The 24,858-nt window shown below is 49.1% G+C and carries 18 protein-coding genes and 1 tRNA gene; 10 read left to right on the top strand and 9 right to left on the bottom strand.

The genetic code is table 11. The annotated features are described in order from the left end of the window. Window positions 1-53 precede the first annotated feature (53 nt). Complete coding sequence (locus EA408_08660; protein TVR71701.1) at window positions 54-1,058, bottom strand: flagellar motor protein MotB; 1,005 nt, start codon at window positions 1,056-1,058, stop codon at window positions 54-56. 334 nt (window positions 1,059-1,392) lie between these two features. Here EA408_08660 and dxs point away from each other — a divergent pair, with 334 nt between their 5' ends. Together dxs and EA408_08650 are read left to right on the top strand one after the other, a co-directional pair. Next, window positions 1,393-3,324: a 1-deoxy-D-xylulose-5-phosphate synthase gene (gene dxs / locus EA408_08655; GenBank protein TVR71700.1), complete on the top strand. Its 1,932-nt coding sequence runs from the start codon at window positions 1,393-1,395 to the stop codon at window positions 3,322-3,324. Between the two features lie 262 nt (window positions 3,325-3,586). Further along, a tRNA-Leu gene (locus EA408_08650) sits at window positions 3,587-3,670 on the top strand. Between the two features lie 217 nt (window positions 3,671-3,887). On the opposite strand, the gene EA408_08645 is transcribed toward EA408_08650, so the two are convergent. The 4 genes from EA408_08645 to lgt all read right to left on the bottom strand — a co-directional run bounded on the left by EA408_08645 (window position 3,888) and on the right by lgt (window position 10,123). Beyond that, window positions 3,888-6,995: an ATP-binding cassette domain-containing protein gene (locus EA408_08645; protein TVR71699.1), complete on the bottom strand. Its 3,108-nt coding sequence runs from the start codon at window positions 6,993-6,995 to the stop codon at window positions 3,888-3,890. Window positions 6,996-7,175: 180 nt separating this feature from the next. Next, window positions 7,176-8,003: a hypothetical protein gene (locus EA408_08640; protein ID TVR71698.1), complete on the bottom strand. Its 828-nt coding sequence runs from the start codon at window positions 8,001-8,003 to the stop codon at window positions 7,176-7,178. 293 nt (window positions 8,004-8,296) lie between these two features. Next, window positions 8,297-9,211, bottom strand: coding sequence for a hypothetical protein (locus EA408_08635; protein ID TVR71697.1), 915 nt, complete (start codon window positions 9,209-9,211; stop codon window positions 8,297-8,299). 102 nt (window positions 9,212-9,313) lie between these two features. Continuing rightward, the gene (gene lgt / locus EA408_08630) at window positions 9,314-10,123 is read right to left on the bottom strand and encodes a prolipoprotein diacylglyceryl transferase (GenBank protein ID TVR71696.1); all 810 of its coding nucleotides are present in this window, start codon (window positions 10,121-10,123) and stop codon (window positions 9,314-9,316) included. A gap of 120 nt (window positions 10,124-10,243) precedes the next feature. On the opposite strand from lgt, the gene EA408_08625 reads away from it, so the two are divergent. Further along, entirely contained in the window at window positions 10,244-12,262 is a 2,019-nt protein-coding gene (locus EA408_08625; protein TVR71695.1) for a hypothetical protein, read from the top strand. Between the two features lie 47 nt (window positions 12,263-12,309). Here the strand turns inward: EA408_08625 and EA408_08620 are convergent, their stop codons facing one another. Beyond that, window positions 12,310-13,167 carry a universal stress protein gene (locus EA408_08620; protein TVR71694.1) on the bottom strand — a complete coding sequence of 286 codons (858 nt, stop codon included), beginning with the start codon at window positions 13,165-13,167 and terminating at the stop codon, window positions 12,310-12,312. A 325-nt stretch (window positions 13,168-13,492) separates the two neighbouring features. Here EA408_08620 and EA408_08615 point away from each other — a divergent pair, with 325 nt between their 5' ends. Both EA408_08615 and EA408_08610 read left to right on the top strand, forming a co-directional pair. After that, a complete protein-coding gene (locus tag EA408_08615; GenBank protein TVR71693.1) occupies window positions 13,493-15,160 on the top strand; it encodes a long-chain fatty acid--CoA ligase in 1,668 nt (555 codons plus the stop codon). A 152-nt stretch (window positions 15,161-15,312) separates the two neighbouring features. Continuing rightward, complete coding sequence (locus EA408_08610; GenBank protein ID TVR71692.1) at window positions 15,313-16,797, top strand: rhamnulokinase; 1,485 nt, start codon at window positions 15,313-15,315, stop codon at window positions 16,795-16,797. 69 nt (window positions 16,798-16,866) lie between these two features. Here the strand turns inward: EA408_08610 and fucP are convergent, their stop codons facing one another. The 3 genes from fucP to EA408_08595 form a co-directional block, all read right to left on the bottom strand. Beyond that, entirely contained in the window at window positions 16,867-18,132 is a 1,266-nt protein-coding gene (gene fucP, locus EA408_08605) for an L-fucose:H+ symporter permease (protein ID TVR71691.1), read from the bottom strand. Window positions 18,133-18,265: 133 nt separating this feature from the next. Beyond that, complete coding sequence (locus EA408_08600) at window positions 18,266-20,056, bottom strand: L-fucose isomerase (GenBank protein TVR71731.1); 1,791 nt, start codon at window positions 20,054-20,056, stop codon at window positions 18,266-18,268. A gap of 94 nt (window positions 20,057-20,150) precedes the next feature. Beyond that, entirely contained in the window at window positions 20,151-20,354 is a 204-nt protein-coding gene (locus EA408_08595; protein TVR71690.1) for a hypothetical protein, read from the bottom strand. Window positions 20,355-20,524: 170 nt separating this feature from the next. Between EA408_08595 and EA408_08590 the strand changes: the two genes are divergently transcribed. The 5 genes from EA408_08590 (at window position 20,525) to EA408_08570 (ending at window position 24,838) form a co-directional block, all read left to right on the top strand. Beyond that, window positions 20,525-21,193, top strand: coding sequence for a 2-C-methyl-D-erythritol 4-phosphate cytidylyltransferase (locus EA408_08590; GenBank protein ID TVR71689.1), 669 nt, complete (start codon window positions 20,525-20,527; stop codon window positions 21,191-21,193). Between the two features lie 42 nt (window positions 21,194-21,235). Further along, window positions 21,236-21,523: a hypothetical protein gene (locus tag EA408_08585; GenBank protein ID TVR71688.1), complete on the top strand. Its 288-nt coding sequence runs from the start codon at window positions 21,236-21,238 to the stop codon at window positions 21,521-21,523. Window positions 21,524-21,537: 14 nt separating this feature from the next. Next, a complete protein-coding gene (locus EA408_08580; GenBank protein ID TVR71687.1) occupies window positions 21,538-22,047 on the top strand; it encodes a hypothetical protein in 510 nt (169 codons plus the stop codon). Between the two features lie 84 nt (window positions 22,048-22,131). Beyond that, a complete protein-coding gene (locus EA408_08575) occupies window positions 22,132-24,435 on the top strand; it encodes a TonB-dependent receptor (GenBank protein ID TVR71686.1) in 2,304 nt (767 codons plus the stop codon). 37 nt (window positions 24,436-24,472) lie between these two features. Beyond that, window positions 24,473-24,838: a heavy-metal-associated domain-containing protein gene (locus tag EA408_08570; GenBank protein TVR71685.1), complete on the top strand. Its 366-nt coding sequence runs from the start codon at window positions 24,473-24,475 to the stop codon at window positions 24,836-24,838. Window positions 24,839-24,858: the final 20 nt, after the last annotated feature.

The following is a 24,858-nucleotide window of genomic DNA, read 5'->3' as shown; positions in this document are numbered from 1 at the left end:
CCATCGTATTATGGTGTCTGCACCCCGTTTTGCCAGTGATGCTTCTACCGGAATCAATTCGGCTGGATAATCCTGAACAGCTCATCCAGCTGGGGAGTGAGGATGATCTCTGTACGCCGGTTTATTCTCCGGGCCTCAGGGGTATCACCCTGCTCAAGCGGCATATACTCGCCTCTGCCTGCAACCAGAAGCCTGGTAGGGTCGATTCCGGTGCCATCAAGCAGTATCCTTACTATTGATGTTGCCCTTAGCACGCTAAGGTCCCAATTGTCCCTCATCCTCGGACCGGGTATCACAGGTACATTATCGGTATGCCCCTCAATCATAATATTGATTTCGGGATTTTCTTCAAGCACTTCTGCCAGATCTCTCAGCGCCCTCTCGCCTTCTGTATCAACCACGGTGCTGCCGGTCTGGAAAAGCAACTGCTCCTCAAGCGATACGTAAACCTTTCCGTTTTTCTCATGCACTGATAAACCCTGTCCCTCAAATCCCCTTAGTGCGGCCGAGATTGTGTTGTGCAGGGCATTGACAACCGAGTCCTGACGGGCAAGTACGTCCTCCAGCTCCATAAGCCTTTCGTTTCTCCTGTCCAGGTCAGCTTTCAAAGTGCCGAGTGCCTGCTCCTTCTCTGTAAGATCCTTTTCAATCTCTTTCAGGCGGTCCTCCCGTGCCATCAGATCTTCCTGGGTGGTCTGAAGCTGCTGGAGCAGCCTGGTGGTCTCCCGGGCGCTCCCCTTGAGTACCGCCTCCTGTGTCTCCTGCAGCTCATTGTACTGGCGACGTGTTCTCTCCAGCTCGGCCCTTGTGTTACGCAGTATAAGCGCCCTGTCTGTGCTGTCCAAAATAAGTTGTTCTATTTCATTATTCAACACCAAGATCCGGGCTTCCATCTCAGTCAGGGCCACATCCATTCTCTTATTCTCAATAAGCAACGAATCACGTTCCTGTTCCGAACGAACCTTTTCATCCCGCATTTCCTGAAAGTGTTTTGCGGGAACACATGAAGCTGCGAGCATTATGACGGTAAACACAAAGATTGATTTATAGTTGCCCATTGGAAAAAGTTTGTTTTTACTTGTGCCTGCAAATATAAGAAGTAACTCGTCAATTAAGAGATAAAACGGGCTTTAACCTCTAATATTATCGTTTAGCCGGCCTGTAATAATATGTTGATCCAGGCATTTTGGCTATCTCATAAAAAAAATTTTATGTACATTTCTCCTGTAAATAATCCAAAATTTTGTCTTTAAAAAGAAACAAAATTTTGTCTTACAGTCGGAACCGCTTCGCTTTCCCATAAAAATTTTTGTCATCTGTCTTTGTGAAATTTTGATGAAAAAAATTTTATGTACATTTGCTTGACTTTTAGCGGAGGCAGGGATTTAAAAAATGAAGCCGACAAATACTGATTATCCGTTTCTGGACAGGATAGATTATCCTGCAGACCTGCAGAAACTATCGCCTGAAGAACTCATCGGGGTAAGCGATGAGGTCAGAAAATTTATTATTGATGTGGTTTCTGCCAATCCCGGACATTTCGGGGCCAGCCTTGGTGTTGTCGAGCTGACCGTTGCACTCCATTATGTGTTCACGACACCCAGGGATACTATTATCTGGGATGTCGGACACCAGGCATACGGTCACAAGATACTGACCGGCCGGCGAAAAGTGTTCCACACCAACAGAAAGTACAAGGGCATAAGCGGTTTTCCCAAGCTGAAAGAGAGTGAACACGACTGCTTCGGAGTTGGACACTCCTCCACCTCAATATCAGCCGCACTGGGTATGGCAGTCGCCTCAGAAATCAAAAAAGAGAGTGAGAGGCAGTTTGTGGCAGTTATAGGCGACGGTTCAATGACCGGGGGACTTGCATTCGAAGGACTTAACAACGCCGGCATAAGAAACTCCAATTTGCTTGTCATACTGAACGACAACAATATAGCCATTGATCCCAACGTCGGCGCCCTCAAGGAGTACCTGCTGGATATAACTACATCGCAGACATACAACAAGATAAAGGACGAGCTGTGGCATCTTCTCGGAAAGATAAGCAAGCTGGGGCCAAATGCAAGAGAGGCGGCCCAGAAGATAGAACACGGTCTTAAAACAGCTTTGCTGAAGCACAGCAACCTGTTTGAATCAATGAATTTCAGGTATTTCGGACCAATTGACGGACACGATGTAGTATACCTTACCAGGGTGTTGAAGGACCTTAAGCAGATTCCCGGTCCGAAACTGCTGCATGTAAGAACCATAAAGGGCAAAGGGTTCCCGCATGCCGAAAAGAACCAGACGATGTGGCATGCACCGGGCCTGTTCGACAAAAAAACAGGTGAGATATTCAGGGTGCATTCTGATGAACCCCTGCCTCCCCGGTACCAGGATGTTTTTGGTCACACGATCCTTGAGCTTGCCGAAAAGAATGAAGCCATAGTGGGCATCACACCAGCAATGCCTACCGGGTGTTCCCTCAACATCATGATGGAAAAGATGCCCGACCGCACCTTTGATGTGGGCATTGCCGAGCAGCATGCAGTAACTTTTTCTGCCGGACTTGCAGTCAAGGGACTTCTGCCCTTCTGCAACATTTACTCATCATTTATACAGAGGGCCTATGACCAGGTCATTCATGACGTTGCCCTGCAAAATCTCAACGTCGTCTTCTGCCTGGATCGTGGGGGACTGGTGGGAGATGACGGGGCAACCCATCACGGCTTTTTTGATATCACCTATATGAGGGCCATTCCCAATATGACCGTGTCGGCACCCATGAACGAGGAAGAGCTTCGAAACCTGATGTATACAGCCCAGCTGAAAGATAAGGGGCCTTTTGTGATACGCTATCCAAGAGGCAACGGGGTTATGGTGGACTGGAGGAAGCCGTTCAGGGAGATTCCTGTCGGCCGGGGAAGGAAACTGCGCGACGGTGCCGATCTGGCCATCCTCAGTATCGGTCATCCGGGCAACTTTGCGGCAGAGGCCTGCAAAGAACTCGAAAAGGACAATATCAGCGCGGCACATTATGATATGCGCTTCGTAAAACCCCTTGACGAGGAACTCCTACACACCATATTCGGCAAGTTCACCAGGGTGATTACCATAGAAGACGGTATGATTACCGGAGGCTTCGGGTCGGCTGTAATTGAATTCATGGCGGTCCATGATTACAGGGCCAGGGTAGTGCGGCTGGGAATACCTGACAGGTTCACCGACCAGGGTACCCTCTCGGAGCTATATGCTGAGTGCGGGTTCGACAAGGCAGGCATTGTCAGGTCAGCCAAAAAGCTGGCGGGCAAAAGGGTTCTCTTTTCTACCGGCTGACGGCAACCAAATTCTGGTGCCTTGCCGTTCATGCCGGCAACTTCGCAAAAGAGTCCTCTCTTCAACCGGCTGACGGTAAACCATGGCAAACGCTTCTAACCCCCGGGTTTTGCTGACCCGCGTTCGATTTCTCTTACAAATGATTTTTTATCTTGCCGGAGCCTTTAGCTTAAAAGCCAAGGATGTATTTTTGCCGGGATATATATTTTGTCTGTTATGCAACAATTATTTATCTTCGCATGCCCGCGAGCCTGATTACCATGCCCGGGTGGCGGAATTGGTAGACGCGCTGGTCTCAAACACCAGTGGCAGCAATGCCGTGCCGGTTCGATCCCGGCCCCGGGTACAGAAAACCCCCTGTAACAATCACGTTGCAGGGGGTTTTTCTGTTTTATCAACAACACCAATCCAACAGCCTTTATACCGCATCCCGCATTCAGTGCCGGCAAGGCTGGAGATTTTATAGCGACTGCCGGGCGGGGTCGGCAAGCAGGCAATAAGATTGTCAGTCATTGCCTGCAATTGAAAATCAGAGCCTGATAGCCCACCCAGGCCTGCGATGATCAGCCTTTGAAGGAATAGAACCTGAAGCTCTCCAGGTAGTTTACCACCTTCTTTGGTATATGCAGGAGTATGCCGAGATAGAGCAGCAGCGACATCAGCCAGAGTGCTGAGATGTTAAACCACAGGGTGTCAACGTAAACATTGTTGAACCTTTTGACCGGCGCGTAGAAATGTGCCCTGCCCCAGTTGTTGTCGGGTATAAGGTAGATCGGATCCCTCTTCTGTATGAGGCGGTCCTCGGACTTGTATATCACGTTGACCTCGTGCCGGTTCTGCACAATATCGGCAAGCGCCTTGTTATGATAATTATGACGCATACGCTGAAGCTGATCACTGCCGATACGCAATTCAAGCGCACGGTAGGCACTGTCACGGCTCCTTGCAGCTTGGCGTGCAATCTGGGAAAAATGAAGTCTCATATAAATAAGATAGCCTGTCGTTTCTTCGGCAGTGAACCGGTCAAAATCCTCCATATTAATCCTGCCGATGAACTCAAAGGGCATCAGGCCTGAAGCCCTTTGCAGGTAATCGATCTCATTTCTCAGGATCAACAGGTTCCTTGCCGTCGGTATTGAATCGATCCCCAAACCCAGGTTTCTTTCGGCAAGCTCTGCCTTGGCAATAAGCCGGGGGATCAGGAATGTCGACTTGTATGATGCGAAACTGTTCTGCTGCTCATATTGAAAGAAATGGCGCTGAAAGCGGTTTTGTGCAAACTGTTCAACTGCAAGGGCCTCGAGTGCCCAGCGGGAAGCCATCAGGTCGCCGACAATGGGCACGAACCTCTTGTCTGCAACACTGTCGTGCAGGTCGTCAAACCTGACCACAACGCCGCCAAGCAGCAACTGGGGTACCAGTAGAAAAGGAACCAGTATATAGATTGTAACCACCGAGTTGAACGCCGACGAGATAAAGAGACCGAGTACATTGGCAAAGCAGGCCGTACTGAAAAGAACAAGCCAGTAAGTGAGTGTCATCCCCCTGATCTCAAGAATAAGATTACCAACTATCACAAAAGTTATCATCTGAACAGCAGACACAAGGAATACCCAGCCCAACTTTGAATTCAGATAACTGAACCAGCTAAGGTTGAGGAAAGATTCCCTCTCCAGGATCTTCCTGTCACGTATGATCTCCTCAGCACTGAGCGACATGCCGAGAAACAGCGCTACCACAACAGCCATGAAAAGGAAAGCCGGGATATTCACATTTTCGGCAAAGATATACTGCCCCTCATGTAAATATTTTGTAAAATAGCCCAGGATGATAGCCAGCACCGGGGCCTCCAGAAGGCTTACAAGCAGATACTGCCTGTTGCTGAACTTTGCCAGGTAGTTCCTGACGCTGTATATCCAGAACTGCTTCTCTATCCCCGGAAGGGAAAAATTATTGGGTGGCAGTACATTGCTTATCACCTTTTTCTCCAGCCCGCCGGCAATCTTTTCCCTGTAATGCTCATACCATTGCTCAGGCTCAGTCTTTCTTTTCTGGGTATAATGCCCGCTTTTACCCACCTCCTTGGCTTCCACTATCTTCAGTATCTGCTCTGAAGACACATTGCCGCAACAGCTGCACTCTGTATGTCCCGGACTCACATGCCCGCTGATAGTCCGGAAATAGACCAGTGCATCGAGCGGATTCCCGTTATAGATGGGATAGCCTCCCTTGTCGATTATCCAGAGCTTGTCGAGCAGTTTAAAATTTTCTGAAGAGGGTTGATGAATGTTGGCAATGACAAGCTTGCCCTTCATGGCCTGCTCTTTGAGAAGGGCCATCACTATGTCGGAATCGAGCGACGAGAGACCGCTGGTTGGCTCATCGACAAAGAGGATGGATGGTTCGCGTATAAGCTCCAGCCCTATATTCAGCCGTTTCCGTTGTCCGCCGCTTATAAATTTCTTCAGAGGGCTGCCAACCTTGAGATGCTTTATCTCCTCAAGTCCCAGATCAGCAAGCACCCTGTCAACAAGGCCGTTTATACTCTCGCTATCGAGATTGCCAAAGCAGAGCCTCGCATTGTAATAGAGATTTTGAAAAACGGTCAGTTCCTCGATAAGGAGATCATCCTGTGGAACAAAGCCTATCTGTCCCTCGATCTTGTCAGGCTCCCTGTGTACATCAAACGTATTTATCAGAACCCTTCCGCGGCGTGGCTTCAGCTTGCCGTTGAGGACATTCAGAAGGGTTGACTTACCTGATCCGCTCACGCCCATGATGCCGATTATCTGCCCTGATTCTTCGGAGAAGCTGAAGGGCCTGATGCCATTACTGCTGAGCGGGTACCGGTATTCAACATCTTCGGCGCTCAGAACTATCCTGATACCGCGCGAAATCCTGAAAAATATGGACGATATCTCCGTATAATAGACCGGGTCTATCTTTTTACCTCTTATTATGCCACCCCTGTTGAAAATATAGAATTTCTCATTTGAAATGGGTTGCCCCTCATATGTGAGATGGCCGTTGCCGGTGTACCTGAAGACAAAGAAACCCGAACTCCTGATAAGAAGGACTATGATCTTCCCCTTCAGGCCTTCCCTTTCTATGACAATCTGCTTATCGGCGTTTTTGGGTTTATGCCTATCAACCCATGCTCCTTCCAGCTCATCGATTGTGGTTTCATCTGGTTTTCTGATCACAAGCCTGTTTTCAGGCGCTATCTTCCCATACTTTTTTCCCAGGATGAAGGCCATAGCATCTTCGACCTCCCTGGAAGATATATTGAAGTTCTCTGCAACGGCCTGTATAAATTCATTTTCGGCGCTGGAAAGTATATAGTCTTCGTTTACAAACTCCAGCAGCCTCAGGAAAACTATCATCCTGTCGTTCTGATGCAGGTCACGGTTGATCTGATTACAGATATTTTCAACCTGCGATCTCAGCATACGGCTGTCGGGCCAGTCATCACCGGTCTCCTTCAGCTCCCGGGTATAAAAATCAAAATAGTCGTCAAAAAGTTTCAGGTATTCTTCAGCAGCGTCATCATCAACGTGCTGCCTGAGATAGGAGCGTACAACAGCACGGCCCCTCTCGGAGACCCGCCTGTCGTTTACATTGGCAACAAGTGCAAACAAATGAATCAACGCATTTAAAATTGATTCACTCATTTCCGGTTAAGGTTTAAAGTTCAGAATTTCAAGGTAACCGGAACATATATTGTCCGGTTCACCGGAGCCCGGCTTCAGGACTCGTTTATATGTCATACCCGGCAAATGTCTGTCATGCAAGCTTACAAAAAAGCCGGCAAAAACCAGATGCCGGCCTTAAACGCCCCTAATGTCTTACTATCAGGATGTTATCCGGTATCTGAGTGTCTCAATCTTTTCGGCAAAAGTATCAAGCTGCTGCGCAGTCATGGGCGAACGGATATCTTTTAAAAATATGTATATCTCTTCCAGATCCTGGTAAAAACCGTAAATGAAAGGATCATCCTCATGATCATCCAACAGTTCGAGAAGTTTTTCCAGAGGCTCATCCTGCGCCAGGATTATATCGGTAATTTCTGTATTGTCCCTGGCACCAATTGCAATCTGCGAGGTGAGGTACATACCTTCAATCCAGCTTCCGGTCATAACAAGCAGCGAGAGGTCGTCCCTCCGGTTCTCGGTAAGGAAAAGATAAGTATCGTAAACCGATTCAGAAACTATTGCTATAAGCGAATCCTTATCTTCCAGGTTCCTCTCCACACGCTGTACAAAGACCTGGTTGAATGTGGTGGAAATATTTAGCTCGTCTATAAGCTGCTTGCAAACCTGGAGGTATTTCCTGATGTCCTGGTGCATCTCATAGGTTGCCGCATAGCTCAGATCAGCCCCGTACACTCCAAGGTTCAGGGCCTTGCTGTACTCGGTAAAGTAGTTGTCAACATTAGCAGCAGGATTTGAAATCCCGAGAATATATGCTGCACCAGCACGATTCAGCATCTGAACAACTTCCACTGAAGTTGGGATTGGATAATCTTCAAGACCCTCAATGGAACGGACGGTTGTTTCTGTCCTGTCCCTTTCGGCGGTAACGGTCCTGGTTTCTCTTTCCTGTCTGCCGCCGCATGATGAGAACAGAAGCGCAACAACAACGGCAGGAACGAAATAACGGAATATTCTGACTTTCTCCATCTGAATTTATTGTTTAATAATTTTACTTAACGAAATAATACTCAAATATACATGAAATTTTTTTCATCCAAATTATACACAGACGGATGAAAAAAGATTTAATGGGAAATCCTCATCATTTACAGACAGATCAAAGTATAGAGCCCGGCATGAGGATTCAACGCATTGAAAAGCAGGGTTTCTGAACCATTTCATAAATTCATAGACGATAAATAAGTTTCAACTGTTAAATAATATAAGTTAAAGCGAAGCGGTTCATCCTGCAGATCAGGCATTTTACAGTCTGCCGACCACTATCTCAGTGAGAAGCCGGTTGATCCCAGAATGTACCCGTCGGCGTATACCTCAACCTGGTAATCGCCTGCGATCAGGCTTCCGTCATCATCATAATAGATACAGGCATCAAGATCGATATTTTCATAGTTTATCTGCCTTGAAGCCGTGAAAACAAACGGTTCGCCATCAACCATCATTACATTGTCGGCCGAAGTTGCCAGCACGAGTCCGTCAGGTCTTTTGATCCGCATATATACCGTGCGCATTCCGGCTTCAGCAATTGCGTTTCTTTTCAGGGTAAAACAGACCTGTATCTGCTCGGTGCGCCCGATCCTGCTAATCTCACGTCCCCGCCGGTTAATGGGTGAGGCCACAAGATTTTCAACAATAAGCCTTGAACCAAGTTCAACCCTCGCCGACAGATCTTCCTTGATCTCCCTTTCTTGCTGCAGCTGGGTCTCAAACCTTGCTGCCTGCTGCCTTACCGCCACATTCTCCTGCCTCAGCTGTATATTAGCCTGGTTAAGAGAGTCAACCTGCACGATGTAACTCTTCAGCACATCCCTCAGTGTGCCAAGTTCCCTCCTGTACTGGTTTATTGCAGCAGCATTGTTGATCCTGGTGCGGTTCAGTTCTTCAATAAGGCCCTCGATCTCTTCCTGCCTGGCATCAAGCTGTGCATTCATGCTGTCATTATCAGTCCTCAGCATTGCATACTCATACGAAAGATCTTCGAAATCGCGTATAAGATGGAACCTTTCTTCTGTTACCTCCGCCAGTTTGATGGCCTCCTGCTTCCTGTCGTACAGAAGCCAGCCGAGTACCACAATCAGCACTACCAAAAGTGCTGTCAGCCCTATCAGTATCCTTGTCAGTTTTTGTGATGATAATTTCGCTTTCGCGGAATTGTCAGTCATTCCCTCCTTGTCCATCGATTTACCTCTGGTTAAAAAGATTAATACTTGAATAACAAATACATACACTGCCGGGATAAAAACTGCGGCTACCGGGGTCAGACCCGGGAGCCTGCATGATTATTTTCCCTTTGCCGGTATTTCACGGCCTCTTTTATAGGACCACAAAAGCAATGCCACGCCTGCAATAATGAACGGCACACTTAACCACTGTCCCATATTTAGTCTCATTGCCATTTCAAAATCAACCTGCACCTCCTTAATGAATTCGATCAGGAACCTGACTGTCCACAGCAGTATGAGAAATATGCTGAACAGGTAACCCTCCTTCGGTTTGCCATCCTGCTTAAAGTACATTGCATAAAGCAGCCCGAAAATGGCCAGGTAGGAAAGCCCTTCATATATCTGCGTGGGATGTTTTGGTACCGTTTCCCCGGCAAGCGCAAAGATAAATCCCCATGGCAGGGACGTTTCCACACCGTATATCTCTGAATTCATCAGGTTACCCATCCGTATGAAAAACCCTCCCAGGGCAACAACAATTACTATACGGTCCAGAATCCACAGGTATGGCCTCCTGACACTTTTTGAATAGTAATAAAGAGCTACCAGTATTCCTATGGCCGCACCGTGACTTGCAAGTCCCCCCTTCCATATCTTCAGTATCTCCAGTGGATTGCTGAGGTAGTAGGCAGGTTCATAGAAGAGGCAGTGTCCGAGCCTTGCTCCTATTATGGTGCCTATAGCAGTATATACCGTCAGCCTGTCAAGCAGTTCGACCGAAATGCCCTCCTTTTTGAATATCCTGAGAAAAACCAGGTACCCGAAAAAAAAGGCCGATGCAAAAAGCAACCCGTACCATCGAACAGCAAAATTGCCAATTCTGAATATTTCGGGATCGGCGGTCCACTCTATGGAAGTCAGTAGCATAGCTGTTTGTTTTAATGGGATGGTAAAAATATAAAAGAATCGCAATAATAGGCCGTGGAAACAAGTATTATTAATAATATTTATGCCCTATTGTAATATATTTGCACCTTGAAATACATTATGAGTTTGTTGAAGAAGATCCCCCTTGCAGCAATATTTTTAGCTGCAGTGCTTGTCCTGCCGCTGCTTTTCCCCCGTTGCGCCAATATTATCCCGCCAACAGGAGGGCCGCGCGACACGATTCCCCCTGAAGTGGTCAGCAGCGAACCGCCCAACTATTCGACGCGTTTTACAGGTACTGCGATAAGGATTGAGTTCGATGAGTTCATCCAGTTGCGCAACATTAACCAGCAGTTCATAATTACCCCTCCGCAGAAAGAGAGGCCTGAGTTCAGGGTCAGGGGAAGAAACCTTCTGATAGACCTGAATTCGGAGCTTGTTCCAAACACGACCTACACACTCAATTTTGGCGAAGCGATAGTCGACCTGAACGAGGGTAACGTTCTTACAAATTTCGAGTTCGTCTTTTCAACCGGCGACATTATTGATTCCCTGTATTATTCGGGTATTGTAATCAATGCCTTTGACAACGAACCTATGGAGGGTGTGATTGTTATGCTGTATGACAATCTGCACGATTCTGTTCCTTACAGGCAGATGCCTCTTTATGCCACCCGTACCGGCAAAGACGGCCGGTTCAGGCTGAACAACCTGAGAACTGACACCTTAAAGGTGTTTGCCCTGAAGGGTGCCGGGAACAATTACCTGTATAACCAGCCAGGTGAAGAGGCAATAGCTTTCCATGAGGATCTACTGGTTCCGGACTTCCATCCAGACGCTGCCCGGCCGGATCTTATTCCTGACACCCTGGTATTTGAAGAGGTCCTTCCCGTGACGGAGGAGCCACCGGGAGAAGGCATTACACGGCAGCCGGAAGAACCTGACATGCAGCAGATGCCAGACATGCAGCAGATGCCAGACATGCAGCAAATGTCTGATATGCAGCAGCAGACTGACACAATCGCCGGGGCACAGCAGCAGACTGACACAATCGTCGCGCCGCAGCAGGAAGGGGCCGCTGTTCATGCGGGAGTGCATGACGTTGATACGGTGCCGGTGACTGAAGATTATTATGATCCCGGCCCCCGGTTCGGTTTTCGGACCGAAGACACCCTTTTTCTGTTCAAAGAGGAAGCAGGACGTCAGTATATAAGACGCACCGAAAGGCCCCGCCAGGGTAAGCTCTTTTTTGTGTTCAACCTTCCCGTTACCCCGGGTTGGTCGGCCGAACCTCTCAACTTTGATCCCCCGGCGGACTGGATGATGAAAGAGAGGAATACCCGTAACGACAGTATCTGGTTATGGATCACAGATGCCGAAACAAGAAGCCGGGAGTCCCTGCGGTTTGCCGTCAGTTACAGGGCTGACGGGCCTTCCGATTCAATCAGGACCGTTACTGATACCGTCACCCTGAATTACGTGGCACGCACCACTGCACGACGGCAGGCCGCTGCGGCTGAGGAACCCGTCCTTGAGGTAACTTTCGGGACTGCTGAAAGGGGCAACATGGAACTAAACCGGAACCTCCGGTTATCCTTTCCCTCGCCACTTGAATCGTTTGATTATTCGTTAATGGACCTGGCTGTCATAAGGGACAATGATACGGTTTCCCGCAGCTTTGAACTTACTGAAGATTCCCTGCGCATAAGGAAATTTGATCTTGTAACTGAGTGGCTGGAGGCGGAAGAATACCGCTTTACCGCCCTACCGGGTGCTTTTGAAGATATATTCGGGGTGCTTTCCGATTCACTCAGCCTTGCGTTCCGGACAAGGGCGAAGGATGACTACGGTAGCATTGTATTAAATCTGAGCGGAGTTACAGGACCTTTGATCATACAGCTCATAAATGACCGGGGGAGAGTGATCAGGGAGTCCTATACCAGCGAAGATACCACAATCACGTTTGACTTTCTGCAGCCCGGCCAATTCAGGCTGAAAGCTATATTTGACGACAATGAGAACCGTAAATGGGATACAGGTAATTACCTTAAGGGGATACAGCCAGAAAAAGTCCTTTTCTTCCACACGGTAATAAATACCAGGGCTAATTGGTCTATAGAAGAGAAATGGGAATTTTAGTAAGGGGCAAATCACTGCTCGCCCCTTTGCCTCATATCATCATGCTGTCAGCCTCCTGAGGTGGCAAAGCCTCCCTTCACACCCAAATCCCTGGGGGTTATACAAAGAACCGGTACGGGCGATCTGTTAAGCAGCTGCTGGGCATTATTCCCGATTATGAAATTTGCGATCGAAGAGGCCTGGTCAGTCATGATCGATATAAGGTCAATCTTTTCTGAACCGGCATAATCAACGATTATATCAGTTATATCTTCCCCGGTACGTGTGGAAAACTCCGTCTCAATACCGCCGTCGTTAAGGTATTCAACAACCTGGTTGGCCCATGATTTGACCCTCTGCACCAGCTCCTGGTCCCTTCCGCCGGAAACGGCAAGCACATGGACCTTCGACCCGAAAATTCTTGCTACCTCTGCCGTGTAGGGAACCTTCTGCCTGGTATCCTGGGTATAGTCAATGGGCAGCAGTATTTTCCTGAATGTCTTGGGCACCACGCCGTGCCTTATTGTAATTACCGGCTTTTCACTCGCAGTAATGATCCTGAACGCGTTGCTTCCGATGAAGCGTTCCTCAAAACCGGAGGCTCCCTGGGTTGATGCTGCAATTATGGAATTTTCAAAGGCATCTGCCTGTTCGACAACCTCTTTATACACCTTGCCCTTTTTGACAATATAGCTCAGCTCAACCCCTGAAGGGAGCTTGTGCTCATATTTGGCCTGTATCTCCCGGAGCTTCGACTTGGCTATACGCTGCTCTTCATCCTTTGACATGTCACTGATCTCCGAAGTTTTGCCAATTACATAAACAAGCTGGATGCCTGCTTTTGTTTTTGATGATATCATAATGGCCAGTTCAAGCCCGTTGATTGACTCATCAGAAAAATCAAGTGGTACAATAATCTGCTTCATTGTCAATGATTATGGTTGGTTTTTAATAGAGATAATAATAATTGCCATGAGCTCTGCCTGAAATCTTTTAACGGCAATTTAAGTATTTTTTTTCAAACAATGGCAGGAAAATCAAATGATTATACGGATGTCAAAGTCAGAATTTCAGTGCCCTGCACATGTTAATTATCACCGGTTACAGGCAATATGGCTCATCTGCAAAAATGTAACCTGTTAACCTTCGCAGCTTATATTACTATCTATTTTTCGACTATTTTCTGCTCCGGGTTGAATTTCTCTCATTCTTTATTTAAATTTACGGTCAAACCAATCTTTCCCAAAAACTATGATGAAAGAAAACTTTGTTCAGTTCATTGAGGACAGTATCAGGAATAACTGGGACATTTCGGCCTTCTCCGACTATAAGGGAGCAAGCTACAAGTATTCCGATGTTGCCCACAGGATCGCCCGTATCCATATCGCCTTTGAGAAAGGCGGGGTGAAGCGGGGCGATAAAATCGCACTTCTCGGCAAGAATTCGGCACACTGGACCATGGTTTACCTGGCGACCATATCCTATGGAGCGGTAATTGTGCCTGTTTTACCGGATTTCAAGCCAAATGACGTACACCATATCGTCAACCACTCCGATTCGGTTGTGTTGTTCGTTGCCGACAATATCCTTGAAACTCTCAGCGAAAAGGAGATGAAAAACCTTCGCGGGATCTTTTCGGTTAACGATTTTTCTCTGCTGTCGGATATGGGTAATGGCGCACTGAAAGATGTAGTGGCCGGTATTGACAAGCTTTATGAAGAAAAATACCCTGGCGGACTTACGGCTGAAAACTTCAGCCTTGAGGAGGTGCCCAATTCCGACCTGGCAGTGATAAGCTATACTTCCGGGACAACTGGTTTTTCAAAGGGGGTCATGCTTGCGCACAACAGCATTGTATCCAATGTAGTGTTCGCACACAACAATATGCCTCTCCAGCCGGGCGACGCCATTGTGTCGTTCCTGCCGCTTGCCCATTCATACGGATGTGCTTTCGAGTTCCTCTTCCCCTTCACCCTGGGGTGCCACATCACATTCCTCACCAGGACACCTTCGCCCCAGATCATACTCGGGGCATTCAAGGAGATTAAGCCAAGGCTTGTTCTTGCAGTGCCCCTTATCATAGAAAAAATATATAAGAAACAGCTTCTGCCCGCTCTTGAAAAACCTGCAATGAAGGTGCTGCTGAAGATCCCGGGCATAAATAAGCTTATATACAAAAAGATCCGGAACAAACTGATCGATGTGTTCGGCGGCAATTTCCACGAAGTGGTAATTGGAGGTGCTGCGCTTAACAAGGATGTGGAACTGTTCTTCAACAAAATAGGATTTCCATTCACTATCGGCTATGGCATGACCGAATGCGGTCCGCTCATCAGCTATGCGGGATGGAAAGAGACCAAGCTTGGTTCAGCCGGAAAAGTTGTTGACGGGATGGAGGTTAAGATCGACTCGGCCGACCCCTACAATGAAGTGGGTGAGATCATGGTTCGCGGAGAGAATGTCATGCTGGGCTATTATAAGAATGAAGAGGCAACCAATGCAGTCCTCGTCGACGATGGATGGTTGCGCACCGGCGACCTTGGCATCATTGACAATGAGAACTTCGTCTTTATCAAGGGACGCAGCAAGAGCATGCTGCTCGGACCCTCGGGCCAGAACATCTACCCTGAGGAGATCGAGGCCAAGCTGAACAATATGAATTACATCCTCGAATCTGTGGTTATAGAGAGTAAAAAAACAAGTAAGCTGATCGGACTTGTTTATCCCGATTACGAAACGGCAAAAGCCGACGGGGTTGATGAAGTGCAGCTGGAGGCGATCATGGAGAACCATCGCAAAAACCTCAACAAGGAGATGCCGGTCTACATGAGCCTTTCGAAGGTCCGGATTTACCCGGAGGAGTTTGAAAAAACCCCGAAGAAAAGCATCAAGCGTTTCCTCTACATGGAGGAGGAATAGCATCATTCTGTCCTGCGGTTCAGAAACAATAAATTCTGTGTAAGATTTCGGGGCTCTGCCTCTTAATAGATACTGATCCCGGAGCCATTTTCATTTTATTGGAAATGGCTCCTTTTTTTGTATTTTAGGGCATTACCGAAAACCTTGTTTCAATGACAAAAAAAGAAGGCCCGTTTCTTGCATTTGACTTCGGGGCGGAGAGCAGCCGGGCTGTAGCAGGCACTTTTCTGGGAGAAAGGCTGGTGCTGAAAGAGATATACAGATTTAAAACAGGCATGCTTCCCCTGGGCGGACATCTTTACTGGAACATTTACAGGTTTTACGAAGAGATGATCAGGGCCCTTATTTGCTGCAGGGAAGAAGATTCAGAGCCGCGTTCCATAGCGGTTGACTCGTGGGGTGTTGATTTCGGTATGCTGGCCGCTGACGGGACAATAGTCCGTATACCCTATGCCTACCGCGATCCACAGGTAATCAAAGCTATGCATGATTTTCACAGGATCATTCCTCCGGAAAGGATCTATGCGCTTACAGGCATCTCGATGCAGCCGTTCAACAGCCTCTACCACCTCCATGCAATGAGACTCAGCAATGACCTGGCACTGGATGCCGGTGAGCGGGTCATGTTTCTTCCCGACCTGCTCAACTACCTGCTGTCGGGTGTGAAAAAGACAGAATTCAGCTTTGCCACTACCTCACAGCTTTACAACCCTTTCAGGGGAGAGTGGGAAGAGGAGCTTCTGGGTGCGGTCGGACTCGATGGTTCGTTTATGAACGAGATCATTGAACCCGGGCAGGTGATCGGCAGCCTTAGTGATGATGCCTGCCGGCAGTCGGGGCTGAAAAATGTTGATGTTGCATCTGTCTGCTCTCACGATACCGGCTCGGCCATTGTTGCCGTGCCCGCAGAGGGTGACGACTGGGCATACATAAGCTCGGGAACCTGGTCGTTGATGGGACTGGAGCTTGATGCGCCACTGGTGAATGAGAAAACCTTCAAATATAACTTCTCCAACGAGGGCGGTGCCGGGAAAAGGTTCAGGTTCCTGAAAAACATAATGGGCCTGTGGCTGCTGCAACAGTGCCGCGAAAAATGGAAGGAGGCCGATCCCGGCTGCGATTACCCCTCACTTATTGAGGAGGCCGGAAAGGCCGAACCGTTCCGGGCGCTGATAGACCCCGACCACGAACAGTTTTTCAGTCCCCGAAACATGGTTTCTGAAATCGATGCATTCTGCAACCAGACAGGCCAGGCGAAACCCGCTTCAAGGGGCGCATATGTGAGGGCGATCCTTGAAAGCCTTGCCCTTAAGTACAGGTATGTGCTCGAGCAGCTCCAGGAAGTGTCGGGAAGGAAGATAAATACAATACACATTATAGGCGGAGGCACGCGCAACAAGATGCTGTGCCGGTTCACCGCCAATGCAACGGGAAAAAAGGTGATCACCGGCCCTGCCGAGGGCACCGCGGCGGGCAACATATTGATGCAGGCACTGGCCTGCGGACAGGTCAGTTCGCTTGAAGAGATCCGCAGTATTGTAAAAAACTCATTTGATACAGAGGTTTACATGCCCGAAGATACCGGCATGTGGGATAATGTATTCAGGAATTTCATAAACCTTGTTGAAAAAGGCTGAATTATTATCAGGCTCCGGCGTACTGGTAACCAGTCCTATATGGTGAGGCCGGCGTGACTAAAATAACCGTCAGGATATTACCGGCTCCCTTCTGAAAATGTTGAAGCTGCCGAAATAGCCGTAAACAGCTATCAGCAGGAAGCAGAACCCGGGTACCAGGTAGGCCAGCCTTATGCTGCCGGTAAGGTCGGATACCTGGCCCTGTATGGCGGTCAGTACCGCGCCACCCAGAATTGCCATTATAAGTCCGCTTGCCCCTATCTTGGTATCATCTCCCAGCCCCTTGACCGATATACCGTAAATAGTCGGGAACATGAGCGACATACAGGCCGATATGGCCACCAGTGAAACCGTGGCGGCATACCCGCTGAGGGTAACCACCCCGAGGGTGCATATTATGGCCAGCACCGCCGAGAAGCTCAGAAGGTGACGGGGACTGAAAAACTTCATCAGTCCGGTAAAAACAAACCTCAGCACGGTGAACACCACCAGCGCTGCTATGTACCATGAAGAAGCCTGCTGCTCATTGGTTCCAAGCTCAATCATAACATACCTTATGGTAAAGGACCAGACGCCTATCTGTGCCCCTACATAGAAAAACTGGGCGATAACACCGCTAACGTACCTGGAGTTTTTCAGAAGCCGCCCTATACTGGCCCTGACATCGACTTTTGCCCTGACATCAGATGCCTTCGGCATTTTTGTGAATGCAATGACCAGCCATATCACCAGCAGGAAGAGCGCCACACCCACATAGGGTCCCATCATGGCGTTCAGCTCCTGCGACCTTACAAGGGTAAGCTCCTCGTGACTCATCACTGCCCTCTGTGTCGCATCGGCATGGTTGAGGTGCGACAGGATGAAAAACTTGCTCAGTACAACCCCGGTTATTGAGCCGATTGGATTGAATGACTGTGCGAAGTTAAGCCGCCTGGTACCCGACTCCTCCGGCCCCATAGCAATTATGTAGGGATTGGCAGTGGTCTCCAGTACCGACAGTCCCCCGGCAAGGATGAAGAGCGCTCCCAGGAAATGTCCGTAGGTCATAGTTATGCTTGCCGGATAGAAAAGGAGTCCACCGGCAATGAACATCCCAAGGCCCAGCAGTATGCCTGCCTTGTAGGTAAACCTTTTGATGAAGATGGCTGCCGGCAGCGCCAGGCAGAAATATGCCCCGTAAAAGGACATCTGCACAAAAGAGGTCTGGAAATCGGACATGCTCATTATCCTCCTGAAAGCAGCCAGCAGGGTATCGGTCATATTGTTTGCCAGTCCCCACATGAAAAATAATGAGGTAACAAGTATAAAAGGCAGAAGAGGTGTCGCTTTTCTCATTGGTCAATTAAATAAAGATATATAAATCACATGTTATTGTTCCATAACTGTATTGCCCGCAATTATAATCCCGGGGCTCCTGCTGTTACATCATGGCAGGCAGCCATCTTCCCTCCACCGGGATTTGACAGTATTATCCGTACAAAGGTCCATAAGCGCTGCATGCCCTGTAATCGGCCCCTTCGGACTCCATTCCGAAAGCAGCCCATGCCGAGGGGCGGTATATCTTCTCATCCGGCACGTTATGCATGCATACCGGTATACGGAGCAGTGATGCCAGACTTATCAGGTCGGCGCCTATATGGCCGTATGAAAATGCCCCATGGTTTGCACCCCAGTTGGCCATCACCGAGTATACATCGCTGAAGGCGCCCTTCCCCGTCAGGTTGGGCACAAACCAGGTGGTCGGCCAGGTGGGGTCTGTCCTTTTATTCAACATATCGTGCACCCCCTCCGGCAGTTCGGCCGTATACCCTTCGGCAATCTGAAGGACGGGGCCAAGATTGCCGATAATGTTTATCCGCGAAAGCGTGACAGGCATTCCTCCCCTGGTAAGGAAGGTGGACGAGAAGCCGCCTCCCCTGAAGTATTCGGTCGTGGCGGGGCCCCAGGTAGTGTTTTCAAGGCACAGTCGCGCCTCTTCAGGTGTGATTTCCCACCACGGCTTCATTGCAGGTTTGCCGTCAATGGTCTGCTGACCTGTGCCGTCAAGGGCTGAAGGACCCGAATTGATAAGGTGTATAAAGCCGCCCGATGCTATCCCCCCGGGCAAATGGCCGGTAACCCGCTTTACCGCATCGGGGCTCCAGTAGGTCCTTACATCGGAAAAGACCTGTGCCGAGCCTGTGAGCAGATGGCCGAACAGCATGGAAACGCCGTTGAGGGCGTCGTTCTCCGTAGCAAGCATGTAAGGCTGCCTGATCCCGTTCCAGTCGAACGACGAGCAGAGTATGGCTTCCATGAAGTCGCCGTTCGGCAAATGGTCTGTCCATTGTCTCTGGCCCTGGAAGCCGGCAGCGATGGCGTTGTGGCCCAGTGCCTCCTCGCCGTATCCCGCCTCTTCCAGCCTGGGATTGCCAACCATCATGTCGCGCGCTATTAGTGCCATCTTGACAACAAACTGCCAGTCGGCTTCCTTCTGCGAACGGCTTCGCTGCTTACCGGGCGGGTTACGGTCATCTCCCTCCGGGCAGTTCTCCCTTACCCATGCAAGGGCCCGTTCATACTCCTGCTGGTCGTATATCCTTTCATTAATGCGCCGCACGAACTCGGTCATATCGGCATACTCGCACCTCATGCCAAGGTACTTCTCGAAAAACGGCGCGTCGACGATCGAACCGGCAATTCCCATGGAGACCGACCCCATAGAAAGGTAAGACTTGCCCCGCATTGTCGCTGCCGCCAGTCCGGCCCTGGCAAAGCGCAGTATCTTTTCTTCCACATCGGCCGGTATAGACTCATCGTTGCTGTCCTGCACATCCCGGCCGTAAATGCCAAATGCAGGAAGCCCCTTCTGGTTATGTGCTGCCAGAACGGCCGCAAGGTAGACCGCGCCTGGCCTCTCTGTCCCGTTAAACCCCCATACTGCCTTAGGGATGTGAGGGTCCATATCCATAGTCTCGCTGCCGTAGCACCAGCAGGGCGTGACAGTGAGCGAAACCCCCACTCCCATTGCCGCGAACTTGTCGGCGCATGCGGCCGCTTCGGCAACACCGCCGATGCAAGTATCGGCAATGACGCACTCAACCGCGGAGCCATCTGAGTGACGAAGAGCAGATTCAATCAGGGTCTTCGCCCTTTGCGCCATATCCATTGTCTGCTTTTCGAGGGATTCTCTTACTCCTTTGCGTCTGCCGTCAATTGCCGGTCTTATGCCGATCTTCGGGAGCTGCCCGATAAGGCGGCTGAGGTTACTGGTATCCATAGCAGAAATATTGTTAAGGTTTGCAATCAATGCATTTCTTAAAATATTCCCGCAATATAGAAATTTTCTTTATATGACCCGCGAAAGGTGACCCTTAACAGTGTCCCATCATTTTCCTGATCTTGTATATCGTAAGCTCTTCGTAGGCCTTTTCAATATCATGATCGATATTGGCAGGATGGGCTATGGCCCTTTCAGGTAAATCATCCGTTGCTCCGCCTGCATACTGGCGCCTCAGTTGCATCAGATGGTCGATTTTCTCCTCCTGGTGGTTTATCAATCTGTCAAGCGTTCCCATAACTCCTTCTTTTCGGTTCCTGAATATGAGACGACCGTCTGGAAAATTAGTTACATGACGGCATTAAAAAATTCAGGATTTTTAAACTATTGCGTATTTTTACAAGACCACAAGCCCACATGCCCAATTCAAGTGGCGGAAGATTAAATTTTGGGGCGGAAAAACAGATTATGGAACAGATGACCATCATAGTGGCAGGAGGATCCGGTACACGGATGAATACCGAAATACCGAAACAGTTTCTCCTGCTGAATGACGAGCCTGTCCTGATGAGGACAATACGGGCATTTAACAGTTTCAGTCCCGGGATGGAGATAGTGGTCGTTTTGCCGGCCGACCAGGTAAAGTACTGGGAGACCCTTTGCCGGAAACAGGGGTTCAGCATACCACACACGATAGTGGAGGGCGGAGAGACCAGGCACCATTCGGTTAAAAATGCAATTAACAGAATAAAGCCTGGTATGCTGGTTGCAATACATGACGGCGTCAGACCCCTTGTAAGCCAGGCCCTTATTCGCACCTGTTTCGATACCGCCTCTGTTCTGGGCAATGCCGTTCCGGCGACCGGGCTGTCCGATTCGATCCGCCGTATTGAAGGCGACAGTAATTTCAGGGTCGACCGCTCACTGTTCAGGATGGTACAGACACCGCAGGTATTCAGCTCAGATTTGCTGATTGAGGCTTTCAGGCAGGATTACGATCCGGTATTTACCGACGAGGCAACTCTTGTGGAAAGAGCCGGCCACAAAATACACCTGGTAAAGGGGCAGCCGGATAATATAAAGATCACCACAACTCTTGACATGTGCATTGCCTCGGCAATAATAGAGGCATGCTGAGTGACCGGGTCAGGCTGCCGGATCAGCTCATGCCGGGTCAGGATGCCAAATCGGCTCATGCCGGGTCAGGCTGCCAAATCAGCTCATGCCGGGTCAGGATGCCAAATCGGCTCATGCCGGGTCAGGCTGCCGGATCAGCTCATGCCGGGTCAGGCTGCCAAATCGGCTCATGCCGGGTACATTGACGCGCGCATGGGAATTGACATCATCCTGGGGGGTTCCGCTCATGCGGCTGTCTGGCCTCATGAACCCATTAAATTGTTAAAATATTCCAAAAAAATTTTGTTTAGAACAATTACAAATTATTTTTGTATAATTAAGGTTAAGTAAAGGTTGGATATAATATGTACGGAGTTTTAAGACATATCGCTCTTGCTGCAGTGGGGATAATATTCATTATCTCTTCTTCAGGCGTTTACCTTACCGTTCATCACTGCCACTCCGAAAACATAACCGATCTTTTTTTCTTTACGCTCCTTACCGAGGAGCCCTGTGATCATCACGCCATTGATAACAGTGATAGCGGCTGCTGTGCAAGCAGCGATGAGCAATCCGCCACCCCAAGAGGACATTCCGGTATGCATTCTGACTGCGCTGATAACTGCACTGCACCCGATGGAATGGCTGAGTGCTGTTCAAATACCGTCCTGTTCATTGCTGTTGAAGATCATTTTATCAAAACAGACCAGCCCTTAACAACTGCTGATAACATTAGTGTCTGCCCTGTCTTTGGAAACGAACTGGCATTTGAGCCGGCTCCGGTCAGGGCAAAAAAAACGACTTCCTTCAGAGACCCGCCCCCGGGGATGTACGGATGGAACCTCTCCCTGTTCCACCGTGTACTCATTTTATGACACTGCTTTTTTGAACGGTTCTGGCATGCATTTATAATAATGCACGTCATATTGTGATTATGTATCATTCAAATTAAGCAAGTCATGTATAAACAATTTAACAAAAACATTATACCATTGCTGGGCGCGGTAATCATGTCGGCTTCACTCCATGCCGGTGCAAATTACCCCTCAACGGCCATGGCAGGCTATGAAAACAATGTCGTAACAGTACACGAACACCTGAGGGGAGTGGTCAGCGCCACCGTCGACGTTAACGGCAGGCAGGAGATACAAACCCTTCCCTATGCCTCGCTTTACTGGGCCGGCACCACGATGGGCGTAACAAGCGATGAGAATGGCAAATTTGACCTCCATAAACCCCATACCAACGAAACCCTCTACCTGGTGGTAAGCTTTACAGGCTATACCCCCGATACACTGGCAATACCACCGGGCAAAACGCATGTTGAGATACTCCTTACAGAAAACGTGCAGCTTGAAGAGGTTACCGTCCGCCGCAGGATGGGGGGCAGTTTCATCTCTGCCATTGAGCCGTCAAAAACGGAGGTTATAACGATTACCGGACTTCAAAGCCTTGCATGCTGTAACCTTTCAGAGAGCTTCGAAAACACGGCAACCGTCGATGTAGGTTATTCCGACGCCATATCGGGTGCCAGGCGCATTCAGATGCTTGGACTTGCAGGCGTATATTCGCAGCTCATGTTCGAGAACCTTCCCGGTATCAGGGGACTGTCATCGGCTTATGGCCTGACATATATACCCGGCACCTGGATGGAGTCGATCCAGATCTCAAAGGGAACCGCCTCGGTGCTCAACGGCTATGAATCGACAACGGGCCAGATAAATGTCGAATACAAAAAGCCGCAGCGGTCAGAGAGCCTGTTCCTCAACCTGTTCGCCAGCAATGAGGGCCGTCTTGAGGCCAATATGAACGCGGCCCATGAGATAAACGACACCTGGAGCACCATGCTTCTGGGGCATGTCTCAACCCAGCAGATGAAGATAGACCACAATAACAATACATTTCTTGATGTACCGCTGGGAACCCAGGTAAATTTCATGAACAGGTGGAATCATGAGGTAGAGGACAGGAGGCATGTACAGTTCGGACTGCATGTGCTGGGCGACAATAAGTTTGGCGGACAAACCTTCTATGACAGGTCGTCCGACAGGGGTACGACCAATGCCTACGGAACTGAGATCAGGACCACCAGGCTCCAGGGATTCATGAAAGCGGGTTTCTTCCTGCCGGGAACCCTGCAGTCCAGCATAGGGTTTATGGCCGTAGGCACCCTTTACGACCAGGAATCGTATTTCGGACTTAACGAATATTCGGGCGAACAGAAAAGCCTCTACTCAAACATTGTTTACCAGTCGTTACTGGGTAACACAAACCACCGTATCAACACCGGAATAAGCTACCAGCTCGATGAGTATGACGAGCAGTTCAATGACCTGCTTATGAGGCGCACCGAGTCGGTACCCGGGGTATTCGGCGAGTACACATACACGTGGCCGGAGGTTTTCACAATGATTCTCGGACTTCGTGCTGACCATCACAGCATACACGACTGGTTCATAACACCAAGGATGCATTTCCGCTATCATGTTGTGGAGAACGGGACGCTCAGGGGATCGGTAGGCAAGGGCTACCGTACAGCCAATGTCTTCTCAGAGCACTCATCTATCTTTGCCAGCTCCCGGCAGATGGTTTTTGCCGAGGAATTCAGGGCCGAGGAGGCCTGGAACTACGGAGTTAACTATACACATGTTTTTCCCCTTGACGGGGAAAGAAACATAACCTGGAGCGCCGATTTTTACAGGACCGATTTTATCAATCAGGTTATAGCCGATATCGACCAGGACGTCAACAGGATTGTCTTTTACAACCTGGACGGCAGATCCTGGTCCAATTCGTTCCAGACCGACCTTACGATTCAGCCTTTTGAAGGCGCTGAGATCTTTTCAGCCTTCAGGATAGATGATGTATGGACAACTATCAACGGTGAGCTTATGGAGAGTCCGCTCACCGGCAGGTACAAGGGTCTGCTGACCCTCTCCTATGCTACCCGTTTTGATAAATGGAAGTTTGACATCACAAACCAGCTCAACGGTCCCAGCCGGATACCCGATACAAGCCAGAATCCTGAGCAATACAGGCGCCCCGAATATTCACCGGTATATTACATTATGTATGCGCAGGTCACCCGCAGGTTCAGGAATATGGATATATACGTTGGCGGGGAAAACCTGACAAATTTCAAGATGCATAACCCGATAATTGCCGCCGACGATCCGTTCGGAAGGCATTTCGATTCATCCCTTATCTGGGGGCCCTTTATGGGAAGAAAATTTTATGCAGGAATAAGGTACACTTTTAACTGATAATTGTATAATATTAACTTCTAAAATCTTAATACACATGAGAACGATTTCAAGGATAATACCGTTTGCAGCAATCATGCTGCTAGTATCAACAGCGGCATGGTCGCAGCTGAGATCAACCGAAGAGGTTAGCTTCAAAACGTCGGCCGACTGCATTAACTGCAAGCATGCCATCGAAGAGATGTTCACCTTTGAACGCGGTGTAAGACATGCTCTTCTCGATCTGGAGAAAAACATCGTTACCGTGCGTTACAACAGCAGGCGGACAGATCCGGAAAAGCTGCAGAAGGCACTGATCGACCTGGGCTATAAAGCTGAGCCTGTTGAGGAGGAAAAGGAGAGGTCTGGCGAAGATGCGGACGGTGAGACCGGACAGCAGTCCGGTTGCTGCGGGAACACATGACCAGATTGGCAGCAGTTTCA

It is taken from the genome of Marinilabiliales bacterium (assembly GCA_007695015.1).
Lineage (GTDB): Bacteria > Bacteroidota > Bacteroidia > Bacteroidales > PUMT01 > PXAP01.
Note: the sequence above shows the minus strand (reverse complement) of the source record. Positions and strands in the feature narration are given on the sequence as shown.